23 protein-coding genes and 1 tRNA gene are annotated in these 24,962 nt (G+C 48.1%); 17 read left to right on the forward strand and 7 right to left on the reverse strand.

Annotation, left to right across the window (positions count from 1 at the left end; all coding sequences use genetic code 11):
* Positions 1-15 precede the first annotated feature (15 nt).
* Together AACZ40_RS04245 and AACZ40_RS04250 are read right to left on the reverse strand one after the other, a co-directional pair.
* Positions 16-1,371 (reverse strand): arylsulfatase, encoded by a 1,356-nt coding sequence (locus tag AACZ40_RS04245; RefSeq protein WP_291178678.1) that lies wholly within the window; start codon positions 1,369-1,371, stop codon positions 16-18.
* A 44-nt stretch (positions 1,372-1,415) separates the two neighbouring features.
* Positions 1,416-2,420, reverse strand: a complete 1,005-nt coding sequence (locus tag AACZ40_RS04250) for a zinc-binding dehydrogenase (RefSeq protein ID WP_291178681.1) — start codon at positions 2,418-2,420, stop codon at positions 1,416-1,418.
* A gap of 172 nt (positions 2,421-2,592) precedes the next feature.
* Here AACZ40_RS04250 and AACZ40_RS04255 point away from each other — a divergent pair, with 172 nt between their 5' ends.
* Positions 2,593-3,627, forward strand: a complete 1,035-nt coding sequence (locus AACZ40_RS04255) for a Gfo/Idh/MocA family oxidoreductase (RefSeq protein ID WP_291178684.1) — start codon at positions 2,593-2,595, stop codon at positions 3,625-3,627.
* 16 nt (positions 3,628-3,643) lie between these two features.
* Here AACZ40_RS04255 and AACZ40_RS04260 read toward each other — a convergent pair whose 3' ends face one another.
* Complete coding sequence (locus tag AACZ40_RS04260; protein WP_291178687.1) at positions 3,644-4,141, reverse strand: acetolactate synthase; 498 nt, start codon at positions 4,139-4,141, stop codon at positions 3,644-3,646.
* A 314-nt stretch (positions 4,142-4,455) separates the two neighbouring features.
* Here AACZ40_RS04260 and AACZ40_RS04265 point away from each other — a divergent pair, with 314 nt between their 5' ends.
* The 10 genes from AACZ40_RS04265 (at position 4,456) to AACZ40_RS04310 (ending at position 14,690) form a co-directional block, all read left to right on the forward strand.
* Positions 4,456-5,061 carry an HAD family phosphatase gene (locus AACZ40_RS04265; RefSeq protein WP_291178690.1) on the forward strand — a complete coding sequence of 202 codons (606 nt, stop codon included), beginning with the start codon at positions 4,456-4,458 and terminating at the stop codon, positions 5,059-5,061.
* Between the two features lie 243 nt (positions 5,062-5,304).
* On the forward strand, positions 5,305-7,041 hold the full coding sequence (locus AACZ40_RS04270; protein WP_291178693.1) for a hypothetical protein: 1,737 nt from the start codon (positions 5,305-5,307) through the stop codon (positions 7,039-7,041).
* The gene (locus tag AACZ40_RS04275; RefSeq protein ID WP_291178696.1) at positions 7,038-8,246 is read left to right on the forward strand and encodes a hypothetical protein; all 1,209 of its coding nucleotides are present in this window, start codon (positions 7,038-7,040) and stop codon (positions 8,244-8,246) included. The genes AACZ40_RS04270 and AACZ40_RS04275 overlap by 4 nt, the downstream gene beginning before the upstream one ends.
* Before the next feature lie 441 nt (positions 8,247-8,687).
* Positions 8,688-9,014, forward strand: a complete 327-nt coding sequence (locus AACZ40_RS04280) for a hypothetical protein (RefSeq protein WP_291178699.1) — start codon at positions 8,688-8,690, stop codon at positions 9,012-9,014.
* A gap of 156 nt (positions 9,015-9,170) precedes the next feature.
* Positions 9,171-9,500, forward strand: a complete 330-nt coding sequence (locus tag AACZ40_RS04285) for a hypothetical protein (protein WP_339673404.1) — start codon at positions 9,171-9,173, stop codon at positions 9,498-9,500.
* A 153-nt stretch (positions 9,501-9,653) separates the two neighbouring features.
* Entirely contained in the window at positions 9,654-9,947 is a 294-nt protein-coding gene (locus AACZ40_RS04290) for a hypothetical protein (protein WP_291178702.1), read from the forward strand.
* A 63-nt stretch (positions 9,948-10,010) separates the two neighbouring features.
* Positions 10,011-11,078: a Flp pilus assembly protein CpaB gene (cpaB, locus tag AACZ40_RS04295; protein ID WP_339673406.1), complete on the forward strand. Its 1,068-nt coding sequence runs from the start codon at positions 10,011-10,013 to the stop codon at positions 11,076-11,078.
* A 198-nt stretch (positions 11,079-11,276) separates the two neighbouring features.
* Complete coding sequence (locus tag AACZ40_RS04300) at positions 11,277-12,611, forward strand: CpaF family protein (RefSeq protein WP_291178708.1); 1,335 nt, start codon at positions 11,277-11,279, stop codon at positions 12,609-12,611.
* Positions 12,612-12,682: 71 nt separating this feature from the next.
* Positions 12,683-13,615, forward strand: a complete 933-nt coding sequence (locus AACZ40_RS04305) for a type II secretion system F family protein (RefSeq protein WP_291178711.1) — start codon at positions 12,683-12,685, stop codon at positions 13,613-13,615.
* 70 nt (positions 13,616-13,685) lie between these two features.
* A complete protein-coding gene (locus tag AACZ40_RS04310) occupies positions 13,686-14,690 on the forward strand; it encodes a type II secretion system F family protein (RefSeq protein ID WP_291178714.1) in 1,005 nt (334 codons plus the stop codon).
* An 88-nt stretch (positions 14,691-14,778) separates the two neighbouring features.
* Here AACZ40_RS04310 and AACZ40_RS04315 read toward each other — a convergent pair whose 3' ends face one another.
* Positions 14,779-16,209: a sigma-54 dependent transcriptional regulator gene (locus AACZ40_RS04315; protein WP_291178717.1), complete on the reverse strand. Its 1,431-nt coding sequence runs from the start codon at positions 16,207-16,209 to the stop codon at positions 14,779-14,781.
* Positions 16,210-16,853: 644 nt separating this feature from the next.
* On the opposite strand from AACZ40_RS04315, the gene AACZ40_RS04320 reads away from it, so the two are divergent.
* A complete protein-coding gene (locus AACZ40_RS04320; protein WP_291178720.1) occupies positions 16,854-18,209 on the forward strand; it encodes a hypothetical protein in 1,356 nt (451 codons plus the stop codon).
* Positions 18,210-18,272: 63 nt separating this feature from the next.
* Here the strand turns inward: AACZ40_RS04320 and AACZ40_RS04325 are convergent.
* Positions 18,273-18,346: transfer RNA gene (locus AACZ40_RS04325), tRNA-Cys, on the reverse strand.
* 466 nt (positions 18,347-18,812) lie between these two features.
* Between AACZ40_RS04325 and AACZ40_RS04330 the strand changes: the two genes are divergently transcribed.
* The 5 genes from AACZ40_RS04330 to AACZ40_RS04350 all read left to right on the forward strand — a co-directional run bounded on the left by AACZ40_RS04330 (position 18,813) and on the right by AACZ40_RS04350 (position 22,864).
* A complete protein-coding gene (locus tag AACZ40_RS04330; RefSeq protein WP_291178723.1) occupies positions 18,813-19,628 on the forward strand; it encodes a hypothetical protein in 816 nt (271 codons plus the stop codon).
* A gap of 149 nt (positions 19,629-19,777) precedes the next feature.
* A complete protein-coding gene (locus AACZ40_RS04335; protein WP_291178725.1) occupies positions 19,778-20,926 on the forward strand; it encodes a trypsin-like peptidase domain-containing protein in 1,149 nt (382 codons plus the stop codon).
* 237 nt (positions 20,927-21,163) lie between these two features.
* Positions 21,164-21,529, forward strand: a complete 366-nt coding sequence (locus tag AACZ40_RS04340) for an STAS domain-containing protein (RefSeq protein WP_291178728.1) — start codon at positions 21,164-21,166, stop codon at positions 21,527-21,529.
* A 302-nt stretch (positions 21,530-21,831) separates the two neighbouring features.
* Positions 21,832-22,020, forward strand: coding sequence for a hypothetical protein (locus tag AACZ40_RS04345; RefSeq protein WP_291178731.1), 189 nt, complete (start codon positions 21,832-21,834; stop codon positions 22,018-22,020).
* A gap of 208 nt (positions 22,021-22,228) precedes the next feature.
* Positions 22,229-22,864 (forward strand): hypothetical protein, encoded by a 636-nt coding sequence (locus tag AACZ40_RS04350; protein WP_291178733.1) that lies wholly within the window; start codon positions 22,229-22,231, stop codon positions 22,862-22,864.
* 133 nt (positions 22,865-22,997) lie between these two features.
* On the opposite strand, the gene AACZ40_RS04355 is transcribed toward AACZ40_RS04350, so the two are convergent.
* Positions 22,998-24,389 (reverse strand): PQQ-binding-like beta-propeller repeat protein, encoded by a 1,392-nt coding sequence (locus AACZ40_RS04355; RefSeq protein WP_291178735.1) that lies wholly within the window; start codon positions 24,387-24,389, stop codon positions 22,998-23,000.
* Positions 24,390-24,453: 64 nt separating this feature from the next.
* A complete protein-coding gene (locus tag AACZ40_RS04360; protein ID WP_291178737.1) occupies positions 24,454-24,918 on the reverse strand; it encodes a RidA family protein in 465 nt (154 codons plus the stop codon).
* Between the last annotated feature and the right edge of the window lie 44 nt (positions 24,919-24,962).

Consider the following 24,962-nt stretch of genomic DNA (forward strand, 5'->3'; position numbering starts at 1 on the left):
CGGTGTCCCTGCCCTTCAATCCGAGTTCTGACTCGCTTTGATCTGCTGCTGCATCCGTGCTGTTATTTTCGGATGCTGGTCTGCCAGATTATGCTGTTCTCCGATATCGGTTTCCAGATCATAGAGCTCCAGCGGCTTCTGTGGGCTGCTGCGGACCGCTTTCCACTTGCCCGCCCGCAGTGCTTCCTTCCCGCGATATTTCCAGAACAATGTTTCGTGAGTGGGTTGTGGTTTCCCGAGCAGCGTGGGGAGATAGGAGATGCCGTCGATGTTCTGCGGTGACTCGATTCCTGCAAGGTCACAGGCCGTGGGGAGGAAGTCCCAGAAGGCACTGATGTGATCTGTTGAAGTACCGGGCTTTATTTTTCCAGGCCATTTGGCGATCAATGGTACCCTGATTCCTCCCTCATACAGATCACGTTTAAAACCGCGCAAAGGACCGTTCGAGTTAAAGAATTCGACCTGATGTTTGCCTTCCTGGTGAGGACCATTATCAGATGTGAAGAAAATAATGGTGTTGTCATCCAGTTTCAGTTCTTTGAGCAGCGCGACCAGGCTTCCCAGGTCCCGATCCAGTCGTGTGATCATGGCGGCGAAGCCTTTTTCAGGGGCGGGCCAGTCCCGATTGGCGTAGATGCCATACTCGGGGACTTCCATGCCATCCCCGACCGCGCGGCCCCCTTCATTGTTGGCATGCGGTATCGTGTAATGCGCCTGCAGGAAAAAAGGTCGTTGCGAATTCTGCCTGATGAACTGAAACGCTTCTTCCGTCAATAAGTCATGTGAATAGGTTTCGCGGGCGAGGGAGACTCGTTTCTGGGGGCCGACTTGATTTCCCGGCAGGACGACCTTCTGTTCGTTCCTCCAGAGAAATTCCGGATAATAATTGTGAGCATTTCCCTGGTCCAGATAACCAAACCAGAAATCAAAGCCCTGTCGACTGGGAACCCCGCTGGTACGGTGTGGTCCCAGGGCCCATTTGCCTACCCCTCCTGTCGTGTAACCGGCGTCTTTTAAAAGGGAGGTGACTGTCGTTGTTCCTGCGGGAAAATGGTACTGTTCATTCTGACTGATGGGAGTGTGTCCGCTGTGCTGGCCGGTCAGTAAAACCAGGCGCGAAGGACGACAGACGGTATGCCCGGCATAGTGGTTCGTGAACAGCATACCCTCTTTGGCGAGTTGATCAATATTCGGAGTTTGAATTACTTCCTGCCCATAACAGCCCAGGTCCCCATAACCCAGGTCATCCGCCATAACGTAGATGATATTGGGAGTCTCGGCGGCATGAGCCACTCTTAACAAGGCAAGACTGATAATGAAAACACCTGTAATCAAACACAGGAGACGCCGTGGGCTTATGAGATAATTCATCAGGGACCTTCTGAAGTGAGAATTCGTATTCGGAAAGACATTTGTTATAACCCTGTTTTCAATTGAGAATGCTTTAACGCCGGAAATTCAACAATGACTTTGATGACACCATCCCGTCGATCCCGGAACAGTTCAAACGCCTGCTGGATGTCTGCCAGCGGGAACCGGTGAGTGATGATCGGCGTGACATCGATGCGACCTTCCGAGAGCCACTGCATTGCCAGGGGAAAATCGCGGTTGAAATCAGGATTGATGCTGGAATGGATGGTGATATTTTTGAAGACCAGATCGCGCAGGCGTACCCCGTCGATTGTTTCCGGCGGGACACCAAACACAAGAATACTGCCTGTTGGACGGCAGAGTTCGATACAGAGATTCAACTGCTGGTCGGCATGACCGACGGCTTCGATCACAATGTCAGGCAGTTCTCCTTTCAGAATTTCTCTCACCGCCTCAAGGGGATCTGTGTGCTGATTACAGATGGTGGCCGTCGCTCCCATGGAAGGACTGACCTGCAGCCGTGATTCAAGCAGGTCGATACCGATGACTTCGCGGGCCCCCATGTTGCTGAGAGCCGCATTCATCAATTGCCCCATCGGTCCCTGGCCGACGACGGCGACAGTCTTGTCCAGCAGGTTGGGAAGTTTTTTCAGAGCGAACAACGCCGTTCCCAGGGGTTGGGCCATCAAGGCATGCTCTTCGGGGATGTTGGTGGCGATGGGGATGGTCCGTGATTCATCCAGAATGAAGCGTTCCCGCAGTCCCTGTTGTATGATCGGGACTGCCAGAACCCGGTCCCCTGCTTTCCAGCGCTGACCGTTTGTGGCCGTCACTGTGCCGATCATTTCATGGAGCGAGTGACCGATTTCGATTTCCCATTCATCACTGCCGATAAAGTAAGGTAAATCCGATCCACAGAGACAGGTCGTTTCCGGCTGAAAGATAATTTCGCCGTGAGCAGACTCGGATCGGCTGGCTGGTGGCAGTACGGGTTCGGGGATCTCGATGAGTTCGATTTTTCCGGGAGCGACAAGATGGCTTGCTAACAACGAACTGGTCCTGAAAAAGGAGATGGCATGAATGTTCCTGAAAAAGAAGTCCCTTCTGGAAGCCGGCATGCGGAACGGGTATAGTAATATAAAATATACGATATAGCTTCAATTGCAATGTTGAGCCGCTGAGCTGCTTCAGCAAACTATCAGATGATTCAGGGGACGAAGAATGGAGAAGCGGATCACAGTTGCTGTGTTGACGAATGAAACGGGAGCGCATTTAAGTGCTTACTTTACGGCGTTAAAAGAGATAAAGGCAGTGAAGAATGTGGTATTGTCAGATCCGGGACAGACACAGGCGGAAGCGGCGCGAAGTCAGCTCGGTTCGAAACTGACTGCCGTATATGATCAACCCGAAACTCTGTTTCAGCAGGAAAAACCGGATCTGGCACTGGTGACAATGCAGGCCAGACAGGCCCCGCAGGCCATAAACCTGGCATTGGAGAATGGCTGTCATGTATTTTCTGAGAAGCCGGCATGTCTGAGTGTGCAGCAGTTTGAGCCTCTGGTTCAGAAGGCGGAAAGCAAACATCTGCATTTATCACTGGCGCTGGCGAATCGCATGAATCCCGAGATTCTGTTTGCCCGGTCTTTGATTCAGGGAGGTTCGCTGGGAAAAATCTACGGCGTGGAAATGACGCTGCTGGCAGATCAGACGCGGCTGGCAAGACCCGCCTATCACAAAAGCTGGTATGCCCACAAGGATCAGGCAGGCGGGGGCTTTTTATCGTGGCTGGGGATTCACTGGATTGATCTGTCGATGTATCTGACGGAATCATCCATTACCGATGTGGCAGGGTTTACAGCTCTGGTGGGGGGACAACCGATTGATGTGGAAGACTCGGCAGCATTTTCGTTTCGTTACGCTGCCGGATTTCTGGGAACTTTGACCGCGGGTTATTATTTGAAGCAGGGTTACCAGTCGATGATTAAAATCTGGGGGAGTCAAGGCTGGCTGGAGATGCTGCCTTTTGAAGAACGGCATCTGGAATGGACGTTGAATCACAATGGCAAAACGTTGAAATTTGATAAATCGACTGAGCCCCGTGGTTATACTCCTGCTGTCGAGAAAGCAGTTTCAGCTGTGGCGAATGATCAGGACCCCCTGTTGACCAGCCGCGAGAGTTTGAGAATCATTCGAACCATCTACGCGTGCTACGAGGCAGCGCAGACCGGTAAATCACAGGCGATTCCTCAAAGCTGAATGGCGTGTCTATTGATTAAATGTATTCGTCGTCGTCTTTCAGATCTTTCTCAGTGATGATGCGATGGCCCTGCTCTGTTAAAGTTCTGATCCCCAGATCGATATCATCGACACATAACGCGATGGCACCTCTGCCGTGTCTGCGATAAAGCAGCGGGTAGGTGTAATCGATGTTGACTTCAGCCTGCAGCAGCGAAAGACAGATACGCATGAAAGGCTGTGTGTCATCGGGAAGCTCGACACCGATCAGGTCTTTTTCAAAGAAGGTGTAATTGGAGAGTTCAAATATCTCCCGGGCGTGTTCGTAATTATCCAGCACGATCCGACTCATTGCCACGTCGACCGAATCCACCGTACTTAAAGCGATGATTCTGAGATCAAATTTTTCCAGCAGTTTTAAGAGTTGATGGAGATACCCGACCCGGTTTTCCATAAACACACAAAATTGTCGCAGGCAAGGCCACTCTTTGCCTGGTTCCCCGGTGGGGTAGGAAGATTGATCTTCGAATTCCATCTATTATTCTCTCCACGATGTAAATAAATCAGGATTGAAAGATGGCACAGAACATCAATCGAACCTGAACTTGCAATGTGACAGGAACCAGAACTAAGGGCTCTCATCAAGTTCTTATCTACCGGCAATTTAAGAAAATAACCCGATAGCGTCAATAAGAGGTCTATTCTCCTGTTCCGTAAGCGGGTAAATAAAACTTCGCGGGTCATATTCCTCTGGTATGAAGCGGGGAGATATTTATGATGCGAGGGAGAAATATGGACGATGTTCCAGTTCGCACTTTTTTCATCACCCTGAATTCAGGAGCCTTTGCCTTGATACGTACTTTTCTGTTCGATATGGGGAATGTGCTCGCTTTTTTTTCACATGATAAGATGTGTGAACAGATGGGGGGGCTGTGTGGCAGGTCCGGCGCGGAAATTCAGAATCTGCTGATTGAATCCGGAATCCAGTGGGAATACGAACGGGGCAGGCTTTCTCCTGCTGAATTTCACAGCTGGTTTGAGCAGACGGTAGGGCAATCCGTCGATATTCAGGCGCTGCAGACTGCTGGTTCGGACATTTTTGAACTCAACAGTACCATCATCCCGGTATTAGATGCATTAAAAACTCAGGGATATCGACTGGTGCTTCTCTCAAATACGTGTGTATCTCACTTTGAGTTCATCTGGAATGAATTTGAAGTTCTGCAGCGATTTGATGACTATGTGACTTCCTACACTGCCGGTGCCATCAAACCGGAACCCGCCATTTTCCAATGTGCCCTGAAAAAAATCCAGTGTGCTCCTGAGGAAGCCTTCTATACAGATGATATCGTCGAATATATCAGTCAGGCGCGCCTGCTGGGGATGCAGGCAGAAGTCTTCACGGATACCGAGACGCTGATTTCGCAACTGGCCCGGCGGGAGATCGTGGTCTGAGCAGATCCGATCTGAGTTCCGATCCGTCTTTTCTAATGCTGCAAAACACGATTTTGTAATTTACAGAATGTTCAGCATTCTTAACTGCTGCTCCCCTTCAGTCTCGGGTTTTGAGCAGTGTCATCCATTCTTTGGAACGTTGTTTGCGGTATGAATTCGCGAGCTTTCGAGGTGCGCCTCGAGATCCCTCGATTTTCAACGTAAATTTAGTGTTTGTCGTTCGTTTCAATAGTGGAATGCGTTATGTCGGTTGATTCTTATCCCGAGACACTGGAGTCACAACATTCTGACAGTGAAGAGCGGTCTTACCGTGAAATGTTCTCGATGGGATGGCCTCAACTGGTAACCTGTCTCTGGTTTGCGCTGCTGTTTTTCTACTTTGGCAATGTCCATATATTTTATTCAGACATCTGGGGACATGTTTCCTACGGCGAATGGATTGTTGCGCATCAGAGTCTACCAGTGTACGACCCTTTTCTCGCTCTGGCGGACGGGGTTAAGAGTATTGATGCCGCCTGGCTCTCACAGGTATTGTTTGCCAAGGTTTATGCATCATTTGGAGTACGGGGCTTATCTCACGTCTTCGCTTTAACAGTATTCACGAGCCATATTCTCTTTTGGCTGGCGTTTTATCTGAAAACCGGTCGCGCTGGCATCAGTACCCTGGCGTCATTTCTGCTGGTGGTCATTTCTTCCAGTCGGATCGCGATTATTCGTCCCGAGATTTTTGGAACGTTGTGTGTGGCTTTGATGCTGGTGATCATGGCCTGGTCAGAAAAATATGATGTCTGGAACCGAACAGCCAAACCAGGTGATGACACCCAAAATTCCGGAAAAAAAGCACCATTGGCCTTATTGCTGGCGCTTTACCTGGGAATCCCTCTCATTTTTCTGGCCTGGGCAAACCTGCATGGGTCTTTTGTTGTGGGACTGGCCATTCTGGGACTGCAATTTCTGGGTAGAGTCCTGGAAGTGGGCTGGCGTACCCGAAGCCTGGTACAGGTCTGTAGTGATCCCTGGGTCAGATGCTGGCTGGTAGTGACTGAATTAGCGGTCTGCGGAGCCCTGCTCAACCCCTATCATATGGATCTGTTTCTCAACTCGCTGACATTTCCCAGGAATCCCAACCTGAAGGATGTACTGGAGTGGGAGCCACTTGAGTTCAGAGACGCCGAGGGGATCTGGTTCTGTGCCTCCTGGGTGTTGATGCTGGGCCTGTTCCGCCACAGCCGGACGCCAATTCGGACAGCAGATATGCTGCGGGTGGGACTGTTGTCCCTGGCGGTGATTGTGGGAGTCAGAATGATTGGCTGGTTTTCTGTGGTCTTTGTCTATGCCATGGTGCCTCATCTGACAAATGTAATTCCGCGGAGAGAGTTAATTGTTCCTGTTTTAAATGACAATTCAAAACAGCCTGTTTCTTTCTGGTACCGAAAAACGCCTTTAATAACAGCCGTTTGTGCATTGATCGTCTGGTTTGGTTTCGCATTTTCGAATATTGCAACGCCGTTATTTGGTGGGAAACCCCGGCCCCTGGATAAAATTTACAGCCAGGGAACCCCCCGGAAATTGACGGAGTTTTTAAAAGAGCATCCTCCTCAGGGGCAGGTCTGGAATCCGCAGTGGTGGGGAGACTGGCTGGTCTGGGATGGGCCCGCGGAGATGAATGTATTTATGACAACCAATGCCGTTCATCTCACGCCGCCTCAGGTCTGGAGGGATTACCTGGGGATTGCCAGGGCGAATCGAGGCTGGCATGCGGTTGCAGAAAAATATGCTGTGACCACATTTATTGTGCATAAGGAGAAACAGGTCCAACTCGCCAGGCAGGTGCGCAAGTTGAAAGGTTTCAAGGTGGTATACGAAGATGATCTGAGTGTAGTGGTGTCACGGGAACCAGAGTTAATTGCTGCCGCCAGTCAGAGTGAGGTTCAGGATGCTGAAAAACCTGCCGACGAAAAACAGGAGGTGCAGCCATGAGTCCTCAAGTCATGTCGTTAAAATCCAGGCTGAAAATGGCAGGATTTCTATGTTTTCATCTGCTCCTGATCGGTGTTGTCATCACCTGGGGGGCCATTCGATTTCAAAGCTGGGAACTGCAGAAGCAGTTGCCGGAATTGCGCTTGAATCCTCTGTCTGTGGCACCTGAGTATAATCGGCTGGAGATTGTTTCCGACGAGGATCTCGTAAAAGTGCTGAATCGCCTTCAGCCCCGCTTCAGAGGCAAGTCACCACAAATCAATCATGTAGATCATGCACTCCGTTTCTGGGGAATCGAAGCAGAATTTGATGATCCGCAGTCACTTTCAGGTATTGAAATGCGGGATATTCTACTGGACCATCGCCGATTTGGAGATGTCTGGGGGGAAAAGACCGATCCCTTATTAGTCCATAATCAATATGGGGTCAGGACCCGGGTGCAGGAAAGTTTAGCGACATCAAGCCACGAAGATCATACTCTTGCTACCCTGGCAGAGGTAGGAACGCCCGCTGATTATCCGGTGGTGACTTCAGAGGGCGAGACGTCACTGTCAGTGATGATCGGGGAAGCAATGCGATCTTTCACTCTGAATCAGGTTGAGTATGAATGGTCTGCTGTCGTATTTGCCCTGTATATGAACAGCGCCAGGGACTGGATGACGACCGAAGGGCAATACATCAATTTCGATGTGATCTCGGAAAGGATCATGCGACAACCACCTGTTAAAGGCGTCTGTTATGGTAATCATCGATTACATGCACTTGTGATCCTGCTCCGAGTGGATGAACAGACTCCGATCCTGACTGAAGCAGGTCGTGAGAAAGTTGTGAGCTATCTGCAGGGGATCACCAGCCTGCTGGTCAAAAACCAGTCCGAAGAAGGATTCTGGGATAAAAACTGGGACGGTCAACCTCTGGATCTGGCTTCGGAAAGTAAATTCACTCCCGTCGCCCGCCGGGTTCTGGCGACGGGGCATGCCATGGAATGGTGGTCACTGGCACCCCCCGAAGTACTGCCTCCCGATCAAACCCTTCAGAAAGCCGGGCACTGGCTCGTGGAGACGATCCAGGAGATGCCTGAATCTGAGATTAAAGCCAGCTATACCTTCCTGTCACATGCAGGACGTGCCCTGGCGCTCTGGCGTGGAAAATTTCCTCACCAGATTCAACTCCCAGCACCCGCTCAAGTCACTGACCGTCTTTAATCACTTCCCTGACTGACCTGTCGTCAGATTTCTGGCTCTCAATCTCTGTTTGATCGTCTTGAGAATCCAAATGCCACTGCTTGTGTATCATGGGTAACGCTTTGCTGCAGAGTGTTAACGATTGGAAACGCAGTGGTACCGTAACATTCTCCGGTTGCCATTCAATCCAATTATTTATGGAATTGGTGCCCGGATTAATTGTTGATGGTTATAGCGGTGATGAGGTTTTCTTCAATTATCGTGAGAAAGCGCAAGGTGCATTGTGGAGTGAAAATGCGAAAAATATGGGCTGTAGGTCAAAATGGCACATCGTCTGCTGTATTTTTGCAACGTCTGCGCTGGGCGTATGCAGACGAGTTAATCTGCTTTGGTGTTAATAGCCGCTTTCGCTTGCGGTGCATCGGGTAGGAATTAACCATTTGATCTATGTGAGGAGTACGAATGAATATGTTTCAGCAGTTTTGGAATGATGAAAATGGTTTCGTCGTTTCAACAGAATTAGTGCTGATCGCTACAGTGTTGGTTCTCGGCATGATTGTCGGACTGACTACATTGCGTGATCAGGTCATCGCGGAACTTGCAGACGTTGCCGCTGCATTTTCGAACAGCAACCAGAGCTATTCTTTTTCCGGAATTACTGGTCACTCTTCCAGCACAGCGGGTTCGCTTTTCATCGATAACACAGACTTCTGTGATGTTGATGAAGAAGACCCCGGAACCTTTTCGCACTGTATCAGCATTGTGATCGCTACTGGCGAAGGAAGCTAAGAAGTGGCTTTTGATTGGAGTGAAGTTTCACTCCAGACTGTGCGAATTGACTTAAAGAATTCTCTGATTTAATTCGCAACTGAAGATGTTTCAATTATTTTTTCAAAATGTTCAAAAGAACTGTCAAATCAGTTCACATATTAATGAGGAGTTAGAATGAACATGCTTAATAAGTTCTGGAATGATGAGGCCGGTTTTGTTGTCTCGTCAGAACTCGTACTCATCGGCACAATCCTGGTTCTGGGTGTTGTTGTTGGTCTGGCTACCGTTCGCGATCAGGTGGTTCAGGAATTAGGTGACCTTGCATTAGCTATTTCAAACATTAATCAAAGTTACAGTTTTTCAGGTGTTACAGGACACACATCCAGCACAGCTGGTTCTATGTTCGAAGACCTGACCGACTTTTGTGATCCTACGACAGATACTGCTGATGAAGAACCAGCCTGCATCTTCGTCCAAATCGACCCCGAACCCGAAGGTCCATAAACTGCTTGAGATTCTCTCATCTGTTTCCGGAGACGCCCCTCCGGAAACAGATGATTTCTAAAGTCTTAAGACTTTGGCACATAAGATGCCTGAAGTTTGTGTAAGATCAGTTAAAATTCAATCTTGAATTACCCAGACAGGAATCGGATAGGAATGAGAATTGCTTCTCAATTTTGGATGGACGAAATAGGAAGTGTTTCCCCTTTTGCAACAGTTTTGTTGATGACAATTCTGCTGCTGGGGCTTTTACCAGGTGTTGTCACACTGCGGGATCAGATCGTTCAGGAGTTTGGTGATGTGGCTGTTGCGATCGAGAGCTTTGATCAGTCTTACAGTTATTCATTTAATGGTGTCACCAGTGAATATATTGATTCCAGCAGTATCAGTGATCCAGTAAATGAGGCGCCTGCCGGACTCGACCTTACCATCTCCGCAACGAGCGAATAAATCGAAGTACTTTGTGCTGAATTTGCAGCATGAATGTAATTAAAAACGAGTGTATTTCATCTGATGTCTGTTGAAGGCCAACTCCAGATGAGATCCAAACACAAATATCTATCACCGAAGATTTTCAGGGAAGTTAGCGTGGCAAAAATTAGTCCAGGAACCATGACAGCAGCGATTTTCGCAATCTTACTAGGTCTCGGCGCAGCTTACACAGTGAGGCAGTATCTACATGAAAAGCCAAAACCATTTGTACTCGCTGAAGATCCACCAGCAGGACCACAGAAAATAATGCTGCCGATTGCATCGCGCGACCTGGTTCCAGGTCAGAAACTGTCTCTTGACGATATCTCGATTCTGCAAATCACTCCCGAGCTACTTAAGAAAAACTATGATATGCAGGGTAAACAGCGGATTATGACAACACAGTATATCTCCGGCCGAACGCTCAAGACGGCGATTAAAGCAGGTCAGCCTTTTCACACGATAGAGCTATATGCCAGTGGAATGGGGCCTGGCATTTCTGAGCTTCTCGAACCTGGAAATCGGGCTGTGACAGTCGCCATTCACAAGATTGGTAACGTGGCTGGATTTTCCCGTCCTGGCACAGTGGTTGACGTATTATTCCGCTCCAATCAAGTAGAGGGAATTCCTGAAACCACGATCACTCTTCTTGAAAAAGTGCGCGTCCTTGCTGTCGGAGATCAGGCTGTTCCCGGACATAAGGTGGGGGATGCGAAAGATGTGCACTATCCTGTTACTCTTGAAGTCTCTCCGGAACAGGGCAAAGTGCTTAAGGTGGTTAAAGATCATGGTATATTAAGCCTGGCACTACGCCACCCCAATGAAAATACAGAGGTTGTTTCAGCGGGCCGCGCCAGTGATCGACTCACACTTTCCAATATTCTTGGCTTCATGCCCAACCAGCGCGTATCCAGTATGGATATTTATCGGGGAGGTAGTCTGAATACTGTGCATTTCAAAGGTAACCGGGCCTACAAAAATCAGAGCTGGATCGATGCTATCGAAACCCCAGTTGCTTCTGAAGTACTCCCCACCGGCAAAGCAACGACGACTATGAAACAGTCAGACAATAAAACTTCAGAGATCTCGACACCCGTGAGTGGTCTGTAATCGCAGTCAGGTAATGTCTGTTCGATATCGGATGATCGTCCTACCCACGTTGATGGATTAGCTTTAATCAGTGCAGCATTTACCAGTCATGGTACGCTTCGATTTCAGTGATGATCATGTTTATTAACAGAGAACTTCATTGAATGTTGAATTCTCTTATCACTGGATTATAAATCTTCACACATTTAGGTTTTTAGCATGGAATCACTTGGTACGAAAAAACTTTTTGTAGAACCGGTCAGTTACCTGCCTGAAAACAGGGAAGCTGAACTGCGATTTCAGAAACAAAAAGTACTGATCCATCAGGAACTGGTTGATTCCCTCGATCTCTCCATGCTGGCCCAGATCTCTGAAAAAGAGCTTTCTGCAGAAGTACGTGCCGTCGCAATGGAAATCTGCGATGATCATGCTGCTGTACTGGAGGGAATTGATCGAGAGAGGCTTCTGGGGGAGTTGCTGAGTGAAGTTTTCGGGCTGGGACCACTGGATCAGCTGATGCAGGATCCGGATGTGAGTGATATTCTGGTCAATCATGCCTATGAAATTCATATAGAAAAAGCGGGGCAATTACAGGAGTCGGACGTTATTTTCGCCGATAATCAGCACCTGATGCGAATTATTCAGCGAATTGTGTCACGTGTTGGTCGCAGGATTGATGAAGTGAATCCCATGGTGGATGCCAGACTGCCAGATGGCTCCCGTATTAATGCCATCATTCCTCCCCTGGCGTTAAACGGTCCTTCTCTGTCGATTCGAAGATTTGGAACAAAACCCTTACAGATCGATGATCTGATTGAAAAGAAATCAGTCACTCCAGAGATCGTGGACTTCCTGGCCGCCGTTGTGGATTCCCGGATCAGCATGTTGATCTCAGGTGGTACAGGCAGTGGTAAAACGACGATGTTGAATGCCCTGTCGAATTTTATTCCACGTGAGGAACGATTGATAACAATCGAGGATTCTGCTGAGTTGCTGTTGCAGCATAAGCATGTTGTTCGTCTGGAAACCAAGGTAGATAATACCGAAGGTGTGGGGGAAATCTCACAGAGACAGCTTGTGAAAAACAGTCTGCGTATGCGACCTGATCGAATCATTGTCGGTGAGGTGAGAGGTGCTGAGGCACTGGACATGCTTCAGGCGATGAATACAGGCCATGAAGGTTCGTTGACTACAATTCACGCCAATGATACCCGCGACGCACTGGCCCGACTGGAAATGATGGTGGCGATGAGCGGGTTTGATCTGCCTCTCCCTGTGATCAGACAATATATTGCAAATGGGATAGGAATCATCCTGCACGTTTCTCGTCTCAAAGGCGGACAACGTTGCATCACTAAAGTGTCTGAAATTATCTCACTGAATAGTCAGGGGGATTACAAGGTAGAAGACATATTTGGTTTTGAACAGACTGGAATTGATGACCAGGGGAAAGCACAGGGTAAATTTTATGCTACCGGATATCGCCCCGCATGTCTCAAACGTATGGAAGCGTCCGGTATCAAATTGAGTCAGCAGATCTTCGAAAAGAAATAAGAAATAAACCAGCGGCCTTTCGTCTCTGGATCTGAGTGTCGTGTCGTTAAAGTAAGTGGAGAACTCCTTTCGTGGACAGTTCATCAATAGCATTGATTTGTTTTGCTGCAGTGACAACTGCGGCACTGGCGGCTTACCTGTTCGTCCGCGATATGGCAGGAGTGGCTGGTTCAAACGGCGAGACGTTTTCCAGGCGGCCTCGGTTGCGCAGAATTCATAACGTATTTGATCAAGAGCCAGCATCCAGTCTGCTGGGAAGATTTGATCAGAGTTTTGATCGTCTGGTTCTGGAGAACGGTTCGGATTTCACACCGTTCAGTGCATTCCTCCTGTTGATTGTCTGCGGTCTAGTAACTGGTGGCAGCATTTTCATCTACTCGAACCAGCCCCTGGCCGGAATTGCCGGGATGATAGGGGGAATGATTGCAGTACTCATTATTTTGCACTTTCGTCGAAAAAAACGCATGCAGACTATTCAGGAAGAGCTTCCGGAAATGATCGATCTGCTGGCTCGAGCGACCCACGCCGGAGCCAGTCTTGAGCAGGCAATTTCGATTGTAGGGGAGGAAACCAGAGGTCCATTGAGTTCTGAATTCAGACGTTGTGCGCGTCAACTTGATATGAACCTATCTGTGCCTGCGGTCATGAAGGCACTTTCCAGCCGCATCCAGCTGGTCGATTTGAAAATCTTAACATCTACATTGATGCTATACCGTAAAACGGGTGGGAATCTGCCTGCCAATCTGGAACGAATGTCAGCAGTAGTCCGTGATCGCATTAACTATCGTCGTCAGATGAAAGCTTCTACAGGGGCAGGCCGTGCCTCGGCCCTACTGATGACAGTCGTCGCTCCCGTGGCCTTTGTCGTATTACTGGTGGCATTTCCTGATCATGTTTCCAATCTCTATACCGATCCTGTTGGTAATGTCCTGTTATTGATAGCAATTGTTCTGGAAGTGATCGGGATCCTGTGGGTATCGACCCTCTTAAGAACAGATTATTAAAAGTCGATTTGAAATTTCACAAACTGGTTGACAAACCCTGTGATGCCGGTTGATTATTAAAGAGATATTCATGTTTATCGAAATTGTCACAGTTGCCACTTTCCTGTTAGTCTGTTTTGTGATCTTCCTGATCGGAGATGCCATCGCAGCAGGCCACCGTGCTGGTAGAAAAAATAAATCTAAATTCGATGACCGGGGAGCCAATTATTATAAAACGTCCAAGGTGGGAGTTTTCAGTCGTGCATTTGCCGGTGTCATTCCCCAGGCTGATCAGGAAATTCAGAAAATTGAACTCGATCTGAAGCGGGCTGGTTACTACCGCTCAACGGCACTGGTGGAATATCTGGCAACACGCAATATGCTGGTAGTACTGGTATTAATCGTCACCGGTGTTGGTTGTGTGTTAGCAGACCCTGGTTCGAATATGCCGGAAATTATTCTGGTTGCGGGATTAATTATTGCGGGCGCTGGCTATGGTCTGCCTCGGATTGTCCTGAATAATCAGGCAAACCGCCGAGTACATCGCATTCAGAGAGGATTGCCTGATGCACTTGACCTGGTGATGATGTGTCTGACCGGTGGGGTTCCCTTGCGGACAGCTTTAGAGCGTGTTACCGAAGAGGTTCGATTTTCTCATCCGGATATCGCTGTCGAATTCGAAATCATTCGTCGGCATGCAGATGCCAACTCCATGCCGGATGCGTTAAAGCAGTTTGCGAAACGAATCGATGCACCTGATGTGAATGCCCTGTCTTTAATGATTTCTCAGACGGAGCGACTGGGGACGAATGTCTCAACAGCCTTGATTGATTTTGCAGATGGAGTACGAAGAAAATACCGACAGCGGGCTGAAGAAAATTCCAGCAAAACCAGTATCAAGCTGTTGTTTCCCATCATCTTCTGCATGGCGCCTCCCATCTACATTCTGTTCTTCGGTCCGGCAGTTCTTGAACTGCGTAATTTCCTGATCCGTGAACATCGCCCGGGGGGTATTCTGGAACCAACGACTTACGGGGATTCCATCAGTAACACCTCTGAATCAATTCGTCTTCAGTCTGATGAGAGTGGCCTGTAAAACCGAAATTGAACCAGGTAGGCAACGGGAGCGGAACAGCTGGGGACGCAGTGGTTACCACAGCTCGTATGCTTCATTCAATTCTGAATTAGGTTTCCGATTGAATTTTCTTTCTGGCAGCAGGTTTGGCCTGTTCCAGCATCCCATACTTGCGCATTTTCTTATAGAGCCCGACCCGACTGATTCCCAAGGCTTTTGCAGTGGCAGTTTTGCGGTATCCATTCTCTGAAAGCGATTTCTGAAGCAGATGCATCTCACTGATCGCTACCTGATCTGCCAGTGATTTACTCTCTATGGCTCGATGCATTTCTTCCTGACGACCCTTGTTGACATCTTCGATAATGTTGGGAGAAAATTCATGAGAGGTTAATTCGCCATGATTGGAAAACAGCACAGCGCGTTGAATCTGGTTTTTTAACTCCCGCAGATTGCCGGGCCACTGATACTGTTTGAGCATCTCAGGCACACTGCGATGGATTTTTGTGATGGTGATTCCGTGTTGCTCACAGCATTCTGTGATAAACTGGACTGCCAGAGGTATGATATCATGCGGTCTCTCACGGAGTGCCGGCAGTCGGAACTGGAGAACGTTCAGGCGGTAATATAAGTCAGAGCGAAATTTATTGTTGCGGGTCAGTTCATCGAGCTCCACATTCGCAGCGACGATGAGGCGTGCTTCAGAAAAACGGGACTCAGTAGATCCCACCGGTTCAAACTGCCCCGTTTCAATAACTTTCAGTAATTTTGCCTGGTCTTTGGAGGAGAGGATATCTATTTCGTCCAGGAGGAGAGTCCCCTTGCCTGCCGCTTCGAAACGACCAATTTTTGAGCGATCGGCGCCTGTAAATGAACCTCTCAGGTGACCAAAGAGTTCACTTTCAATCAAATCCGAAGGAAGTGCACCACAGGCGATGTTCTGAAATGGTTCTGCGCTGCGCGGGGAGAGTTCGTGAATCATGGATGCCAGAGTCGTTTTACCGGTACCGGTTTCACCAACCAGAAGTAAGGTGACGTTATGTCGGGCAATTTTTGTGATCTGATCCAGAATGGGAATCATTGACTGGGTATAAGTGGTGACGTGCTGATTTCGATCAAAAATATGACGCGATTCTGGCAGACTGGCTGATTTTACCACCGGGGGGATGGCGTCCAGGTCTTCAGATAGTGACTGGATTTCATCTGCAACCGGTGGATATTCCAGATAACAGTCTGTTACAAAATTGGCTGACTCCAGTAATTCAATGTGAATAAACTGGTCAATGACAGCAACGACCTTGACAGGGGCTTCGCATTGCTCGCGTATGTATAGTAAGACTGCCTTGCGGTCATCAATAGCAGAACTGGCGAGATCAGCTCGTAAATCGATAAATAATACAGGTTGGCCTGCTTCCTGAAGGGCACAAGTCAATTCACTCAGGCAGGAAACAGTTTTCAGATTCAGATTGATCTCTTCCAGCTGACGGCTGAGCTTCTGCTCTAATTGGGTATCCGATGTGTAAAGAATTCCAAGCGGGTGCATCAGAGAACCTTTTATATTCGATCAAGTAAACGGATGATCTAAAACCAACTGTCGAAATAATATGTTCAGCCAGTATCCCAACCTGCGAATGAGCAAGCCATATATATGGATGACTGGGATGAATAGGTGGGTAGTATCGATTATTACGGCTGCGTTACGATAACAAATGTTATCACTGGAAGCAAATATGTAATCAGGGGTAAATAGGAAGATGATAATGCTGGGTTCATAGTAAATATTCGACCTGATCTAAAGCTAGGAAGAAATTTAAAAATTGCGGAATGAATCCAATTTAAATGTGTATGTATGTGCATTTATCGATTGATGACTTTTCGCCGAGTAAAATAACAGGCGGTTTTATTTCGGAAGTTTATTGGAAGGGTTTCTGTATTTGAGGGAGAGGATTGCGCTTTACCGTCTTGCTGTCACTGGTCCAGTTAATCGTTTCATACCAGTTCGCCGATCACTGCCAGAAATACATCTCGTTTGTATTACAACGCCGCCTGAAGTTTTTGAAATATGTGATGCAGAACCTGTCGATCTTAAAAAGCAGGAAGTTCGAGAATCAAACAGCATGGATCGCTCTGACAATGTCCGGAGATTTATTTTCAGGGCTTCATCCATTCTGGTAACTTGATATCCCTATGAGCGATCGAATTCATTTCTGTATCAGTTGTTCTCTGCTGCTGTTTATGGTGGGACTGGTCATCGCTCCTTCCAGTTCTCATTCGCCGTTGCCTGAGCAGCCTCTGCCCTCTCAATCTTCTGTAGAGACTCGACAGTCAGTCCAAAATTTTCTGGATGAAGAATCTGCCCAGACAGCGCTTGTCAGTATCAATGCAGGGCTGTCAGCGAAACAAAACGGGGATGTTGGGCATTACATTCCACTGAATGTTGTGCCAGAAAACATGGCAGGCAAAAGAGTGCAGCAGTCGCCAGTGACTGCTCCCAGGCCAGAGAACCAGAATCAACTTAAAAAACAGTCATTCTCTCGTGAGTTGCGGCAAAAACTGGAACAGACAGTCACAACCGCCAATCAATTAATCAGCCAGACGGAGGATACTTTTTCGCGGGGCCTGATCCCACTGTCAGATTATCACCTGGCATTAAATCTTGCTTACGATACGAAGATCAGGGCAGCGGATGTGCAGAATCAGGGGCGCGCCAAATTATTGTTAAATGAGAAGAGAGCTCTGATTCAGAAAGCGGTTGAACAGTTACAGGCTTTTGATCAGCCCGCTGCTCAAGGCTGGTATGGAGATCTGGTGCACGCCAGATTGATTCTGGCTCAAACAGATTATGAAATAGCAGGAGTCTCACACAACCGGGATGGGCAAGAGGCTGCCCTGGGACAGATCACCCGCCTCTCTGATGAGTATTTTTCCGTTCGGAATGAAGAATTCAGTGTGGGGGAAGCGGGACTGGCAGAATACCGTCGTGCTTCTCGTGCTGTGAATATTGCCCGGCAGGAGCAGAATCATTTCAGGGGAGTGAAAGATGAGACGAGTCTGATGAACTATGCAGAAGATCTCCATCAGATTGAGTCTGCTGTCGAGTGGTTTTCATCCAATGGAGCAGGTTTGGGGAGAGCGGATCTGGTTGATCTCTCTAAAGCAAATTTGAACTATGTTCAGGGTAAATACTATCAAAGTCAGAATCGAGAAACAGAAAGCCAGCAGTTCTTCAATGACAGTTTACAGCAGGCAAAATCTGCCTGGGAACTGAGGATGGATCAGTATTATCCTCGGGGAACTGCAAATCTGCATGATCTCACTACATCCTGGATATTGTGGAATGCCTCGGGATCGGAACTGTCAGAACTGAAGCCCAGCCAGTCTGCTGCGATCAGGCAGGCATTAACTGCAGGCTTAGACCGAATGGTGAATACCGCAGATCAGATTACGGATCGCAGAGGAAGAATGGCCGGCGACATCAGTCTGGTTCATTGTCTGAAAAACTCAGAGTTCCTGATCGAGCTTGAAAACAGCCAAAATAAATAGCGTTCTTCGAAAGATTTGTGCGCAAAAAAAACAGCCTCTATTGGGAGGCTGTTTTTACTGAAGAGGCGCCGCCCGGATTCGAACCGGGGAATAACGGATTTGCAATCCGCCGCCTTAGACCACTTGGCTACGGCGCCCTGAATTTTGTGCTTACCACTCTGATAAACTCTTAACTCTTGCGAGTTTATTGTGTTGAAATTATTTAATCAACAGAAGTGATACAGTCATTATTCGACTCTTCGTCGTCTGAATTTGACCGAATCCTAATAACCGATCGAAGTTAGGTCAAGCATGCAGCCACCGATCGGTAAAATTTTTGTAGGCTACCCATATTAACAATGATGTGATCAGTCCTGTTTTGAGCAGGTTGCAGTAACTGTATCTGCTGAAAATGAGCGAAAATACCTTCTGGTTGACTAACTGTCCCGCTTTGGTGGCATTCCAAGTCAAATCCGTGTAGCATCGAAAATAGATCTGCCCTGCTCTCTTTCAGAGGTGATTCCAGTGGCATTAGTTCATTATTTCTCTCCTCATTTTCCCCAAAATGTTCTAATTGGATTGAGAAGAGTTTTTTCATTTTCAGAATAGACCAGTAGAAATAACATGATTGATCAGACAGACACAACAGCAAAAATGACGGAAGATCAACTAATTGACCGTGCCCGAGAAGCCCTGAGCGACAGTAGCTGGGTGATTGGTGAATGTGCTGCACAATGGACAAAAAAATATGCCAAAGGCAGAACCGATGCTGATTTTGGTGCCATGGTCGGTTTGAGTGGCGATCAGATCTATCAGAGGCGGCGGGTCTGGGAAACGTTTGGAGATGTGCGGGAACAGTACCAGCATCTCAAATGGTCACACTATTATATCGCATTAACCTGGGATGATGCTCCGGAATGTCTGCAGTGGGCCGAAGAAAATCAGGCGACTGTTGCCGAGTTAAAAGCATGGCGGCGTGCTGTGAATGGAGAAGATCTCTCGATTTCCGAACCGTTTGAAGAATACCCGGTCGATTCCGAAGTGGCCTTTGTCTCAGATGAACCCATCTCTGTAAAAGATCCCTCTGAATATGGTCAACTGGATCGGGGAGAATCAGGTTCCCGCGAGCAGTCTGACTCTCCTGCCACGGTGGGTGCTCACGCGCGCGACGTGGGTGGTTCAGGCAGCGACTACAGTCCTTTCCGCTCCGGAGCCGGTGCCCCCGCACCTCAAGGTTCGAACTCAGAAGTCGCTGTCGTAGCGAAACCTGAAATCACTCCCGAACAGGCCATCAAGCGGATCTGTTCTGCTGTGGAACGCTGTCATAAAATGTTAAATCCCGAAGTCGTTTCTGCATTCCCGGAATTATCTCCCAAACTGAAAAAACGTTTTATCAAAGCGGTCAGTGATTTGAATTCTACTGCAGCCAGGTTGCAGTAATCAGAGCGCGGAGATTGCTGAAGGGAGAGAAACAGCGGTTGCGATACCGGAGTGGCCTGACTTAAAATACAAGCCAGTCACTCTGAACTCAGTCTCTTTCAATTGCTGGGAAAAATCAGGTTATCCATTCAGAAGCAGGGACAGACAGCTTGGATTCTCCATCCAGAAAATCTTCAGCGATCCAACGCTGGTTAATTCTCATTCTGATCGTTCTGATCGTCCTGATGGCGGGCGAGTTGATCAGACGTCAGTTCCGCCAGACCTCGTATCAGTTTCCGATGACAACGGATCTTACCCAGTCTGAAATCAGGACGATCGACCTGTTTCGGGAAGCCTCGCCTTCGGTGGTTCATATCCGCACAGCTGAGATTGCATTTGAACTGAGCCGGTTCAGTCTGAATCAACAGAAAACGCCACAGGGATCTGGTAGTGGATTCATCTGGGGCAGACAGGGGCATATCGTGACTAACTATCACGTGATCCAAAATGCAGATGAAATGACTGTGACGTTGGCCGATAACACAACACGGACCGCATACACAGTGGGAATTGCTCCTTCAAAGGATCTGGCTGTATTAAAAATCGATGTACCGGAAGACCAGCTGAAACCCATTGAGATTGGATCCTCTTCCAACCTGCAGGTCGGGCAGACCGTTCTGGCGATCGGAAACCCTTTTGGACTGGACCAGACTTTGACTACAGGGATCATCAGCGGATTGGGGAGGGAGATTATTTCGGTTACCGGAAGATCGATTCGCAATGTGATCCAGACCGACGCTGCCATCAATCCTGGTAACTCTGGGGGCCCCCTGCTCGACAGTTCCGGACGCTTGATCGGGATGAATACAGCAATCTACAGTTCATCACATGTTTATGCCGGGATTGGCTACGCAGTGCCGGTGGATCTGATCAGCCGATTTGTCCCTCAATTAATCGATTATGGAAAGATTCGGAGTCCCAGTCTGAACTTTACGGGAGTCGATGACTTTGTGACTGGTAAACTCAAAAAGAATGGGATTTTACCAGCTTCGATCCAGGGAGTTATGGTTCAGGATATCATAGAAGGTGGAGCCGCCGATCAGGCAGGTTTACTGGAAATCAGACGAGATAACAGCGGAAATATTGTACTGGGAGATCTGATCCTGCAAATGGATGAAACGCCGATTGTGGGCTCGAATTCACTCCTTGATGCGCTGGAAACACATAAAGTGGGTGATGTCGTGACGCTCACGATATTTCGGAATAATCAAAAACTGAAAGTAAAAGCCAAACTGCAGGACTGGAAAAACGAGCAATAAAGCTGCTTCCCTGCTTTTCCACTCTGAATGTGTATGACTCTGGGGGGAGTACGCTGAGGATGACGCGTTGATAAATATTCGGTTTTAATAGACTTGCGTCGATAGTTCTTGGACCTCGAATCCCATTTCTTGGTTGACACTTTAGTGATATGGATTACTATGTGTAGGTTCCTTTGATGTCCTCTTCTGAATCCAGAGAGGGCTTTTACAAATGACGCTCTAGTTGACAGTTCAATTATGCCTGCTGATTATCCACCGGAAATTGTCAAAGAAGGTCAGGTCACTGTAGTGGCTTTGGGACCTGAATATGAAAACTTGGACGAACCCAGGCTGGACGCCTTGACGGATGTTCTGTTGCAGGTGGCAGAATCGGCGACTCCCCCGATCGTTGTATTGGATCTCTCACACACCTCATTTTTTGGTTCCGCTTTTATCGAAGTGATTTTCCGGATGTGGAATCGTCTGAACCATCGTGAAGGTGGGAAGTTTACCATTTGCGGTTTGAGTGAATACTGCACTGAGGTGCTGGAAGTTACTCACCTGGATCAGCTTTGGGAAACCTTCGATACCCGGGAAGCCGCAATCAAAGCACTTAACTCATGAATCTCTAATGAGTTAATGCTTTAAGCATTCTCGCGAAATTCCCCGCATATGTAATCTTCAGGAACTCAGGTTAACGCAAGTGTTTCTGTTTGTTAACACTTGCATCGTCTCCAGGCTCTGATTCCCAGCAGATTCGTGCCCGAACTGATAATCCATTTTCTGCAGAGGTCAAGCGGTTTTCAGTTGTTTTAACGGACTTCTCCTCTCCGCTTGTAGAATCCCCAGATTTCGAATGATTGGTACAGGTTGTGCATATCTCATTCTCTGAGGATTTTCTATCTGGACATATGAAAGGGAGACCTGTGTTTCATAAAATTAAAACACAAACCAGGCGCTGGAAGCAAAAAGTTCGTGGTGCTGTGTTTGTTGAATATCTGCTGCTGCTCACCATAATTGGGATTGGAGCTATTGCAGGGTTGACCACATTGCGCGGTGCTTTAATCAATGAACTGATGGACCTTGCCAACGCAATTAATGCCATCAATTCCTAGAAATTACGGCCGCAAAGCATATTAAGTATAGAACAGGTCTGGGCAGACAGCTCAGGCCTTTTTTATTTGTGTATCCTGTTTAAATTCTGGTGTTTTCCCTTTTTGTTACAGAAAGATTGAAATAAACGGAATGAATCGAATATAATAGGTACGATGAATATACAACCTGCGGTTGTTTTCAACTTAATAGATCGGATGAGGCAGCATCATGAAACGATTACTGATTTTAGCCATTGTCATGGGTGGGTTTTATCTCACGATGACCGGATTCAGTTCTGCAGATCAGAAACCCAAAGTTCTTGTTCCTGGGGGAGAGCCTCAGGTCAAAGACACAATTGCACAGGATTCGGACTACCGGGACTATGACCGCTCTGATTTAAAAACAGGACTGGTCAGAGCCTTTTACGATGCCCTTGTCGCTGCCGAAAATGATATAAATGAGAATGGTGGCATTGAAAACAATGAATTAGGCAGAAATGACGCACTCGGAACTGAAATTGACAATGAGGGCCTGAAGCAACGTGGTCTGATTCAACGGCAGCGATATATTGGCCCCGATGGAAAAGAACACACCGCATTTGAAGAAGCGCGACGGACGATCTATCAGGCAGATCGAATTCTGGCACGTATCAAAGCTGAAAATAAAGTCGCTCTGGAGAAACTCAAGCATCCCCCCCGTCGAATTCTGCCGAGCCGGGGGCAACAACGTCCCAAAGTGATCGATTTGACTGATAAACAGGCTTTAAAACTGAAAATTGAAGCCCAGGAAAAACAGGTACAGCAACAGCAGCAAAAGTTGCAGGCACTGAAACAGCAACTGGAAAACAGTTCTGAACCGAATTAGACGGTGTGCCGTTTTGATGTAATGTCCCAGGTACAGATATTGAGAGACGCTGCTCAGGAGCAACGTGATGCGTTTCCGCCTGGTTTGAACACAGGAATCAAAAGCCGTGCCAGAGGGATTAACTTCGGCACGGCTATTTTTTTTGGAGATCAAGGCAGATCAGTCTTTTTTCATCACGCAGATAGAGTTTACGATCTGCCAGCGCGGGATGGGCCCAGGCTTTGAATTCGAGCAAACCGGTCAGTTTGCCTTTCTCGTGATATTCCGTCGGATTGGCTTCGGCCAGAATCAGTGTCCCCTGCTCTGTCAGGCAGATCAGATGCCCTTCCGCGGCGATCTGAGTGCATTTTCCCACACGACGGGTCTGCCATTGTATCTTCCCTCGCTGCATATCCAGGCACCGATAGGAGACAGATGCCAGGTCGCCGTGTGGACCATAAATATAGCCGTCTCTGATGATACTGGTCGCAAACTGATTCTGCAGTGAGAGGCTTTTCCATTGAGAGATCGGTCTGATTTCTTCTTTCTGACGAAATAAAGCAAACCGCATGCAGCCCGTACCGTAAGCGGAAGAAATGAAAAGTGATTCATCATTCCAGACAGGCGTAGCGCAGTTACAGTTGTATTTGTTACCCCAGACAATCCGCCAGAGCAGACTCCCTTCTTCGGGATTCAACGAGAGGATTGATGAGCCGGTCGGCACAATAATCTGTCGCTGATCCAGCGTCTCAATCACGATGGGAGAGCCATATCCGGGCGGATCGTTGCCTGCTCCCCAGACCAGTTTTCCCGTATCCTTGTTGAGGGCAATCACCGAGTTATTGTTATCTCCTCCCGGCTGAAGGATAACCAGATCTCCTTCGATCAGCGGGGAGGCGGACATCCCCCAGTAATATAAAGTCTGTTCTTCCTGTCGCGGCGCGCCGCTGATCTGAAAAATATTGACTTTCCAGAGAATCTCACCCGAGTTTGCATTCAGACAAAGTAAATCTCCGGCAGGTAGCAGGCAGTACAGTTTGCCGGCGTGGTAAGTCGGTGTAGAACGGGGGCCGCGCGCCTGTTTCTGATGATCGATATAAGTAGGGGCGGCGACAGTAGACCAGAGTTTTTTCCCGGTCTGGATATCGAAGCAGAACACGAGATCATTCGTCAGATGCGTGGCCATTGTCCAGAGACGACCCTCGGCAATGACCATTGAAGAATAACCACCTCCCAGGGGAACCCGCCACAAAACGGCTGGTTTATGCACATTCCAATCCAGGTTCAGACCTGTTTCATCGGAAATCCCATTTCGATGATTGCCCAGAAACGAGGTCCAGGGTTCTGATCCTGGTTGGGAACGGGAAGGCTGGACGGGAGCTTCGGTTGCTTGCGGAGTTTGAGGTTTCCCGGGATTAATCTCGGGCAACTGGCCATTCACCAGGTTCGTCGACAGAATCAGGCCCATCAGGAATACGAAAAATGCAGATAGAGCCGGTTTGTTGAAATACGCGTGCTTCTCTCGCCTCGTTTCGGGCCAATTCATCTTGAACAATCCATTAAAAGTGGCACTTCAGCTGATTTGCAATCCATATTATTCAGCGTGCTGACTACTCGACCTCTACCCAGAGAGCCAGTTGAACGGCTGCATTTAAGGGCATTTCTGAGATCCCCAAAGCTATCCGAGTATGTTTGCCTCTATCACCAAAGATGTCAGTTAAGAGCTGTGAGGCGTCATTCAATACATAAGGTTGTCGATCAAATCCAGGCGCGGAATGGACGTACCCCTCCAGACGGATAATGCGTTTGATCTTTGAAAGCTCTCCTGTCACGGCTTTAATTTGAGCCAGGGCATTCAGCAGACAAAGGCAGGCGGCATTGGATCCATCGTCTTCATGCAACTGATCCCCCACTTTTCCCTTGAACATCAATTCGCTGCCTATAAATGGCAACTGTCCGCTGGTGACAATGACATTTCCAAACTGGGTGGCGGGAATGTATGATCCCACAGCCTGAGGAGGAGAAGGCAGTGTGTGTCCCAGTTCCTGGATGCGTGATTCGGGGGTCTGGCTCATTGTGAGTGAAATCCTCTGAAGGTGAATTTGGTATCAGCAACTGC

Source organism: uncultured Gimesia sp. (assembly GCF_963972345.1).
GTDB lineage: Bacteria > Planctomycetota > Planctomycetia > Planctomycetales > Planctomycetaceae > Gimesia.

Bases quoted from the DNA above. Each gene is read 5' to 3' on its own strand.
- AACZ40_RS04245 (WP_291178678.1), bottom strand. From the start codon at position 1,371: ATGAATTATCTCATAAGCCCACGGCGTCTCCTGTGTTTGATTACAGGT.
- AACZ40_RS04255 (WP_291178684.1), top strand. From the start codon at position 2,593: ATGGAGAAGCGGATCACAGTTGCTGTGTTGACGAATGAAACGGGAGCG.
- AACZ40_RS04260 (WP_291178687.1), bottom strand. From the start codon at position 4,141: ATGGAATTCGAAGATCAATCTTCCTACCCCACCGGGGAACCAGGCAAA.
- AACZ40_RS04270 (WP_291178693.1), top strand. From the start codon at position 5,305: ATGTCGGTTGATTCTTATCCCGAGACACTGGAGTCACAACATTCTGAC.
- AACZ40_RS04275 (WP_291178696.1), top strand. From the start codon at position 7,038: ATGAGTCCTCAAGTCATGTCGTTAAAATCCAGGCTGAAAATGGCAGGA.
- AACZ40_RS04280 (WP_291178699.1), top strand. From the start codon at position 8,688: ATGAATATGTTTCAGCAGTTTTGGAATGATGAAAATGGTTTCGTCGTT.
- AACZ40_RS04285 (WP_339673404.1), top strand. From the start codon at position 9,171: ATGAACATGCTTAATAAGTTCTGGAATGATGAGGCCGGTTTTGTTGTC.
- AACZ40_RS04290 (WP_291178702.1), top strand. From the start codon at position 9,654: ATGAGAATTGCTTCTCAATTTTGGATGGACGAAATAGGAAGTGTTTCC.
- cpaB (WP_339673406.1), top strand. From the start codon at position 10,011: ATGTCTGTTGAAGGCCAACTCCAGATGAGATCCAAACACAAATATCTA.
- AACZ40_RS04300 (WP_291178708.1), top strand. From the start codon at position 11,277: ATGGAATCACTTGGTACGAAAAAACTTTTTGTAGAACCGGTCAGTTAC.
- AACZ40_RS04310 (WP_291178714.1), top strand. From the start codon at position 13,686: ATGTTTATCGAAATTGTCACAGTTGCCACTTTCCTGTTAGTCTGTTTT.
- AACZ40_RS04315 (WP_291178717.1), bottom strand. From the start codon at position 16,209: ATGCACCCGCTTGGAATTCTTTACACATCGGATACCCAATTAGAGCAG.
- AACZ40_RS04320 (WP_291178720.1), top strand. From the start codon at position 16,854: ATGAGCGATCGAATTCATTTCTGTATCAGTTGTTCTCTGCTGCTGTTT.
- AACZ40_RS04330 (WP_291178723.1), top strand. From the start codon at position 18,813: ATGATTGATCAGACAGACACAACAGCAAAAATGACGGAAGATCAACTA.
- AACZ40_RS04340 (WP_291178728.1), top strand. From the start codon at position 21,164: ATGCCTGCTGATTATCCACCGGAAATTGTCAAAGAAGGTCAGGTCACT.
- AACZ40_RS04350 (WP_291178733.1), top strand. From the start codon at position 22,229: ATGAAACGATTACTGATTTTAGCCATTGTCATGGGTGGGTTTTATCTC.
- AACZ40_RS04355 (WP_291178735.1), bottom strand. From the start codon at position 24,389: ATGAATTGGCCCGAAACGAGGCGAGAGAAGCACGCGTATTTCAACAAA.
- AACZ40_RS04360 (WP_291178737.1), bottom strand. From the start codon at position 24,918: ATGAGCCAGACCCCCGAATCACGCATCCAGGAACTGGGACACACACTG.